6 protein-coding genes are annotated in these 6663 nt (G+C 64.0%); 5 read left to right on the forward strand and 1 reads right to left on the reverse strand.

From position 1 onward, the window contains the following. A partial coding sequence (locus EOA22_RS20725) for a sugar-binding domain-containing protein (protein ID WP_281040770.1) occupies window positions 1-376 on the reverse strand: 376 nt, incomplete at its 3' end. Between the two features lie 258 nt (window positions 377-634). On the opposite strand from EOA22_RS20725, the gene EOA22_RS20730 reads away from it, so the two are divergent. From EOA22_RS20730 to EOA22_RS20750, 5 genes are all read left to right on the forward strand, one after another. After that, window positions 635-1621 carry an ABC transporter substrate-binding protein gene (locus EOA22_RS20730; protein ID WP_063169129.1) on the forward strand — a complete coding sequence of 329 codons (987 nt, stop codon included), beginning with the start codon at window positions 635-637 and terminating at the stop codon, window positions 1619-1621. Between the two features lie 92 nt (window positions 1622-1713). Then, a complete protein-coding gene (locus tag EOA22_RS20735) occupies window positions 1714-3417 on the forward strand; it encodes an iron ABC transporter permease (protein WP_063169128.1) in 1704 nt (567 codons plus the stop codon). After that, window positions 3405-4484 carry an ABC transporter ATP-binding protein gene (locus tag EOA22_RS20740; RefSeq protein ID WP_063169127.1) on the forward strand — a complete coding sequence of 360 codons (1080 nt, stop codon included), beginning with the start codon at window positions 3405-3407 and terminating at the stop codon, window positions 4482-4484. Before EOA22_RS20735 ends, EOA22_RS20740 begins: the two co-directional genes overlap by 13 nt. Beyond that, on the forward strand, window positions 4484-5650 hold the full coding sequence (locus tag EOA22_RS20745) for an MBL fold metallo-hydrolase (protein ID WP_063169126.1): 1167 nt from the start codon (window positions 4484-4486) through the stop codon (window positions 5648-5650). The genes EOA22_RS20740 and EOA22_RS20745 overlap by 1 nt, the downstream gene beginning before the upstream one ends. Beyond that, entirely contained in the window at window positions 5647-6405 is a 759-nt protein-coding gene (locus EOA22_RS20750) for a 5'/3'-nucleotidase SurE (RefSeq protein WP_027162942.1), read from the forward strand. The genes EOA22_RS20745 and EOA22_RS20750 overlap by 4 nt, the downstream gene beginning before the upstream one ends. The last annotated feature ends 258 nt before the right edge of the window (window positions 6406-6663 follow it).

Genomic DNA, 6663 nt, shown 5'->3' on the forward strand with positions numbered 1-6663 from the left:
CGCCACCGATGGCGAGCGTCATGCCGTCCTGCATCTGCTCGCCGAGATAGGCCGCGACGGCATGGCCGATGGCTTTCTCCAGATGGTCATGCGCCGAAGGCGTCGGGATGACGACGGCGGCATTCAGACCCCAGCGCTTTTCCAGTCCCCGCTCGAGCGCCACCTGCCCGGCGGTCGGCGCGTTGATCATGGTGACGACAATGCCCTCGGCGGTGCAGGAGGCCAGCGTACGCATGACCTTCACCCTGGAGACATCGAGCTTTTCGGCAATCTGTTCCTGGGTGAAACCTTCGACATAGTAGAGCCATGCCGTCTTGACGGTAAGGTCCGACGAGACCATCGGCAGGCGAGCCTGTCTGGGTTTTTCTGTGGTCATCGGTTCCTGTCCCTCATGAGCCGTGGCCTGACCGGTGCTCATCAAGGAAATACCGGCCGGATGTCAACTGATGCCGGATCTGCGGCGTGTCGATTGTCGCACATTTCTGTTCATTTGTAATTGACATCGTACATATGAACATATTTTGTGGGTTTCACGCGCTGTGTCATCCACCAGTCATATGCGCCGTGCAGGGAGGAAGAGACGGGGAGCCGGCCAGAGCCGGACCGGTCATGCACAGAAAGACAGGAGGTCTCATTGAAGACGCACTTCATCAAGCTGCTGGCCAGCCAGCTGGCGCTCGCGGCAACTTTGTTTGCCGGCGTGGCAAACGCCGAAATACTGACGCTCTACACGTCCCAGCCGGAAGCCGACGCGGCCAAGACCGTGGATGCCTTCAAGAAGGCGCAGCCGGGTATCGATGTGAATATCTATCGCTCCGGAACGAGCGACATCCTCACCAAGATGGCGGCCGAGTTTGCCGCCGGCAGCCCGCAGCCCGACGTGCTTCTGATCGCCGATGCGGTCTCGATGGAGCTGTTGAAGAAGGACGACCGGCTACTGCCCTATCCCGAGGCAAAGCTCGATGGCATCGAGGCGGATGCCTATGACGCCGACAAGACCTATTTCGGCAGCAAGCTGATCACCACCGGCATCGTTTACAACACCGCCGCGGCCGAGAAGCCGCAGCATTGGGCCGATCTTGCCAAGCCCGCCTATGCCGATGGCCTGGTCATGCCGAGCCCGCTCTATTCGGGTGCCGCCGCCTACCTGCTTTCGGGCTTCGTCGGCGACGCCAATTATGGCTGGGATTTCTTCCAGAAGCTGAAGACCAACAACACCGTCAGCGTGCGCGGCAATGGTGCGGTGCTGAAGGCGGTGGCATCGGGCGAAAAGCCCTATGGCATCCTGGTCGACTTCATGGCGATGAACGCCAAGAAGAAGGGTTCCCCGGTCGAGTTCGTGTTCCCCTCGGAAGGTGTGCCGGCAGTGACCGAACCGGTCGCCATCATGAAGACCGCCAGGAATGTCGACGGCGCCAAGAAGTTCGTCGACTTCATTCTTTCCGATGACGGCCAGAAGCTTGCGCTTTCGATGGGCTATCTGCCGGCGCGCGCCTCGGTCGGCCGCCCCGAATGGCTGCCGGAAGGCGTCAAGGTCAAGGTGATGCCGTTCGACACCAAGGCAATCGTCGCCAAAACCGACGCCGACAAGGCGAAGTTCTCGGAATTGTTCGGGGGCTGAGCCGGCAATCCAGTCAGGGGTGCCGTCCCAGCGGTATCCCTGACGGGCAAAACCCCGATCGCATCGGCTGATCGACCCCAGGAAACGCAATCATGTCAACACGGATCAGGGAAAGCCGGGGCCAGGAAATGGTCCTGACGGCGGCGGTAGCCATCGTCATCGTCCTGCTTTCCCTGCTGCCGATGCTGCGCCTGATCAAGGAGATCGTGGCGCCCGGCGGCACGCTGTCGACCGTCGCGATAAAGGCGGGGCTCGCCAGTCCGGCGACCTGGATCGCCACCTGGCACACACTGGTCGTCGGTATCGGCGGCACCCTGCTTGCGGTGCTGTCTGGAACGCTGGTGGCCGTCCTCGTCACTCTGACCGATATCCGCGCTCGCAGCGCCATGGTGCTCTGTTACGTCATGCCCTTGATGATCGCGCCGCAGGTGACGGCGCTGGCCTGGCTGCAATTGTTCGGCCCGGCAAGCCCGTTCCTCAAGCTGTTCGGGGCGGCACCGCCGCTCGGTACCAGGAACCCGCTCTATTCGACATCGGGCATCATCCTGCTGCTCGGCGTGCAGTATGGCCCGCTGGTTTTCCTGTTGGTGCGCGCCGGGCTGCGCAAGCTGCCGCGCGAGCTGGTCGAAGCCGCGCGGGCGGGCGGTGCCGGCTGGTTCACCGTGCTGGTCACCATCGTGCTGCCCTTGATGACGCCGTCGATCATGGCGGCCGCTGCCCTTGCCTTCGTCTCATGCGTCGGCAATTTCGGCATTCCGGCCTTTCTCGGCATTCCCGCCAACTATCTCGTGCTGCCGACGCTGATCTATCAGAAGCTGGCCGGCGGCGGCCCCGCCGTGCTCGGCGAAACCGCATTCCTATCGGTGCTGATCGGCATCATCGCCATGGCGGGTATCCTTGCCCAGGAGATCATGAGCCGCCGCCGCGACTATCGCATCAGCTCCACGTCGCTTTCGGCCGAACCCTATGAACTCGGTCGCTGGCGGCCTACGGTCCAGGCCGGCATGTGGCTGCTGATCATCGTGGTGCTGTTCCTGCCGCTGTTCGGGCTGGTTCTGACATCGCTGGTGCCGGGCTACGGCATCGCGCTCACCGCCAAGACGGCAACGCTCGACAATTATCGCTTCGTGCTGTTCGAGCATGACGCGGCCAGCCGCGCCTTCTTCAACAGCTTCTGGCTGTCGATCGCGGCGGCCTTCTTCGCGGTCCTGGTCGCAGTGCCGATCGGCTATCTGATCGCATGGGGCAAGCAGCGCTGGGTGCGGCTGCTCAATCTGTCGGTCGAGCTGCCCTATGCTTTGCCCGGCGTGGTGCTGGCGATCGCCTCGCTGCTCATGTTCCTGCGGCCGATCCCGCTCACCGGCATCCAGCTCTACAACACCGTCTGGATCATCCTCTACGCCTATCTCGCCCGTTTCCTGGTGCTGGCGCTGCGGCCGACCATCAGCGGCTATCACCAGATCGACCGGGCGCTGGAGGAGGCGGCGCAAGTAGCGGGCGCCGGGCTGTTCACGCGCATGCGCACGATCATCTTTCCCCTGGTGGCACCGGCGGCGATCGCCGGCGGACTACTGATCTTCATGACGGCGCTCAGCGAACTTACCGTCTCGGCGCTGCTGTGGTCGTCCGGGTCGGAGACGATCGGTGTCGTGATGTTTTCCTTCGAGCAGGGCGGCGATTCCAACTATGCGGCGGCGATGTCCGTCATCACTGTGGCGGTCACTTTCCTGTTGATGCTGGTGACCAATCTGCTTGCCCCCTACCTTCCGACCGGAGTGCTGCCATGGCGCGATTGAGCCTGGACAATGTGACCAAGAGCTTCGCCAATTTCGATGCCGTCAAGGACGTATCGATCGATGTCGGCGACGGCGAGTTCCTGGCAGTGCTCGGGCCGTCCGGCTGCGGCAAGACCACGCTGCTGCGGCTCGTTGCCGGATTCGAGAAGGTGACGTCAGGCGAGATCCGTATCGGCAGCGAGGTCGTGTCGGGCAAGGGCGGCAGCGTCGCGCCGGAAAAGCGGCGCGTCGGCATCGTCTTCCAGAACTACGCGCTGTGGCCGCACATGACGGTCGCCGAAAACATCGGCTATTCGCTGAAGGTGGCGCAGCTCGACAAGGCCGTCGCGCGCCAGAAGGTTGAAGACGCACTCGCCCTGGTCAATCTGCAAGGGCTGGGCGAGCGTCGGCCGGCCAATCTGTCCGGCGGCCAACGCCAGCGCGTGGCATTGGCGCGCTGCCTTGTCGCCGCGCCCTCGTTGGTTCTGTTCGACGAGCCGCTGGCCAATCTCGACGTGCATCTGAGGGCTTCGATGGAGGACGAGTTCGCGTCCTTCCACAAGCGCACGGGCACGACGATCGTCTACATCACCCATGACCAGGCCGAGGCGATGGCGCTGGCCGATCGGATCGCGGTGATGGATGGCGGGCGTCTTGCCCAGCTGGCGACGCCACGCGAACTCTATCATGAGCCGGCAAATGAAATGGTGGCTTCCTTCATTTCGCAGGGCATTTTGCTGCCTGCGGATGTGTTGAGCGCGGAAGAAAGAGGGCACTGCAAGGTCCGCGTTCTCGGCGCGGAACTGGTTGTCCGCTGCCGGCCAGGCGAGCGGCCGCGAACCGGGGCAAAGGTCTGCTGCCGGTCGGCCGATCTCGACGTGTCGCCGGACGGTCCCGGCTTCGATGGTCTGGTCAAGCGGGTGATCTACCAGGGTGGCTCGGCGCGCATCGAATTCACGCCTTCGACCAATCCCGACCTCACCTTGCATTTCGAACAGCCCGATCCAGTCGCGCTGGAGAGCGGAGCCCAGGCACGCCTGCGGATACGCTCCGGCTGGCTGATCCCGGCGGCGGGGGCGGCATCGTGATGATGCTCGACCTGCTCGGCGGCTTTGGCGAAAAGGGCCGCACCAGCCTTGCTGTCTGCAGCGGCAAGGATCGCATCCTGCTCGACGTCGGCATCAAGGTCGGCGCCTCGGGGGCGGACTACTATCCGGCGCTGAACGGCTCGGTCGCCGACATCGATGCGCTGTTCGTCTCGCATGCGCATGAGGATCATATCGGCGCGCTGAGCTGGCTGCTGTCGCGCGGTTATGCCGGTCCGATCTTCATGACCGCCGAGACCCGCGACGAGGCGCCTGCCACGCTCGCCGGCTATGCTGAGCCCGAGGATTTCAGGCGGTTCCCTTTTCCCGAAGATCGCCTCGAATTGTTCGAACCCGGCGACACGTTGAACAGCGGCAATTTCACGATCCGGACGGGACGCTCCGGGCATGTCGTGGGCGGCGTCTGGTTTGCCGTGGACGATGGCGAGAGCCGCGTCGCCTATTCCGCCGATGTGGTGCCGGACAGCAATGTCTTCGTCATGGACACGATCCCGCACTGCGACCTGCTTGTCCTCGATGCTTCCTACGGCGCCGATCCGGTGCCGGGGGCGGCGCGTGCGCGCGAAATCTCGCAATGGGTTGCGAGGCATTCGGGCGGGTGTCTTTTGCCGACGCCGCTCTCGGGTCGGTCGCTGGAGCTGATCGCGGCCTTGCCAGGGCCGTTCGCCATCCATGCCGGCATGCGCTCGTCCCTGGAAGCGCAGATCGGCGCCACGGCAGCCCTGTTGCCGGGCGTTTCAACGTTGCTGCGCCGCCGCCTGCAAGACGCAGCCGACTGGACCGATGCCGATCCCCTGCCGTCCATGCCGCTGCTGGCGGATGACGGCATGGGTGAAGCCGGCCCATCGTCGCGCCTCTTGCCGCGTGCCGACCATTCCGGTTTTCCGGTGCTGCTTACCGGGCATCTGCCGTCAGGTTCGCCGGGCGATGTGTTGCACAAGGCCGGTCGGGCGGACTGGGTACGCATGCCGACCCATCCGACGCTGTCGGGCAATGTCGATATCTGGGAGAAGGCCGGCCGTCCCGCGGCACTCGGCCATTCCTGCACGCCGGATCTTCTCGGCGACCTGCAATCCCACATCCCCTCGCTGCGCACGCAATGCCGCACCGGCCAGCGCATAGTGGTGTCGGAGGCAAGAAAACGATGAGAATTCTGATCTGCAACGATGACGGCATCGAAGCGCCGGGGCTTGCCCGTCTGGTCGCGGCCGCCAGCGCGTTGAGCGGCGATGTCTGGGTGGTCGCGCCCGACGGCAAGCGCACCGCCGCCGGCTCGTCATTGACGATTGCCAGGCCGTTGACCATGCGGCGCCTCAAACCGAACTGGTACGCCTGTTCCGGCACCCCGGCCGATTGCGTGGTAAGCGCCATGACCTGGTTGTTCGCCGATACGAAGAAGCCAGATCTGGTGCTGTCGGGTGTCAACGATGGCCGCAACGTTGCCGAGGACCTTGCCTATTCCGGCACGCTCGGCATTGCGCGGGAGGCCACTTTCTGGGGCGTTCCGGCCATTGGCTTCTCACGCGTGAAAAATCCTGATTTCACCGATGGCGACGACCAATGGCTTGGCGCGCTGATCGTGTCCCTGTGGCAATCGCGCGCCGACTGGGCCGCTGAGGGTCATTGGCTGAGCATCAACCTGCCGACCTCGCTGCCGGCCGAAATCCGCCAGCCGCGCATCGGTCGCGACAAGATCGCCCGCAAGGCCGAGATCGTGGAGAGCGACGGCGACCGCACGGTCATCACCGTGCCGCGCGGGCGGGCTCACGACAGCCAGCCGGGCGACGAGAACGACGCGATCGATGCCGGCTTCATCAGCATCAACCGGCTGAACTGGCTTGGCGAGACGCGGCTGGACGAACGGTTTCTGGACGGGATCCCGCGCCAGCGGCAAACTGGCTGACCTGAGGTCTGCGCGTCGTCATCCGATCACCAACCTGTCAGCGGTTAAATCAAGCCAATCCACTACCTATGCTTGAAGCCGCCGCTATTTCATTCCACATCGGTGCGGATGAAGGGCGAAACAGGAGAACGGCGGCGGCATTTGCTGTGGGCTTTGCCCGCATCGCTGATCCTGCATGCGCTCATCGTGGCGTTTCTGATCTATGGCCTGCCGAGACCCGAGCAGCAGCCGGTGCAGCAGGAACAGCGCGTCAATCTC

This window comes from Mesorhizobium sp. M7A.F.Ca.US.014.04.1.1, from assembly GCF_003998745.1.
In the GTDB taxonomy this organism is placed as follows: Bacteria; Pseudomonadota; Alphaproteobacteria; order Rhizobiales; family Rhizobiaceae; genus Mesorhizobium; species Mesorhizobium ciceri.

Excerpts from the sequence above, each read along its gene's own strand:
- EOA22_RS20735 (WP_063169128.1), top strand. The coding sequence starts at position 1,714 with ATGTCAACACGGATCAGGGAAAGCCGGGGCCAGGAAATGGTCCTGACG.
- EOA22_RS20740 (WP_063169127.1), top strand. The coding sequence starts at position 3,405 with ATGGCGCGATTGAGCCTGGACAATGTGACCAAGAGCTTCGCCAATTTC.
- EOA22_RS20745 (WP_063169126.1), top strand. The coding sequence starts at position 4,484 with ATGATGCTCGACCTGCTCGGCGGCTTTGGCGAAAAGGGCCGCACCAGC.
- EOA22_RS20750 (WP_027162942.1), top strand. The coding sequence starts at position 5,647 with ATGAGAATTCTGATCTGCAACGATGACGGCATCGAAGCGCCGGGGCTT.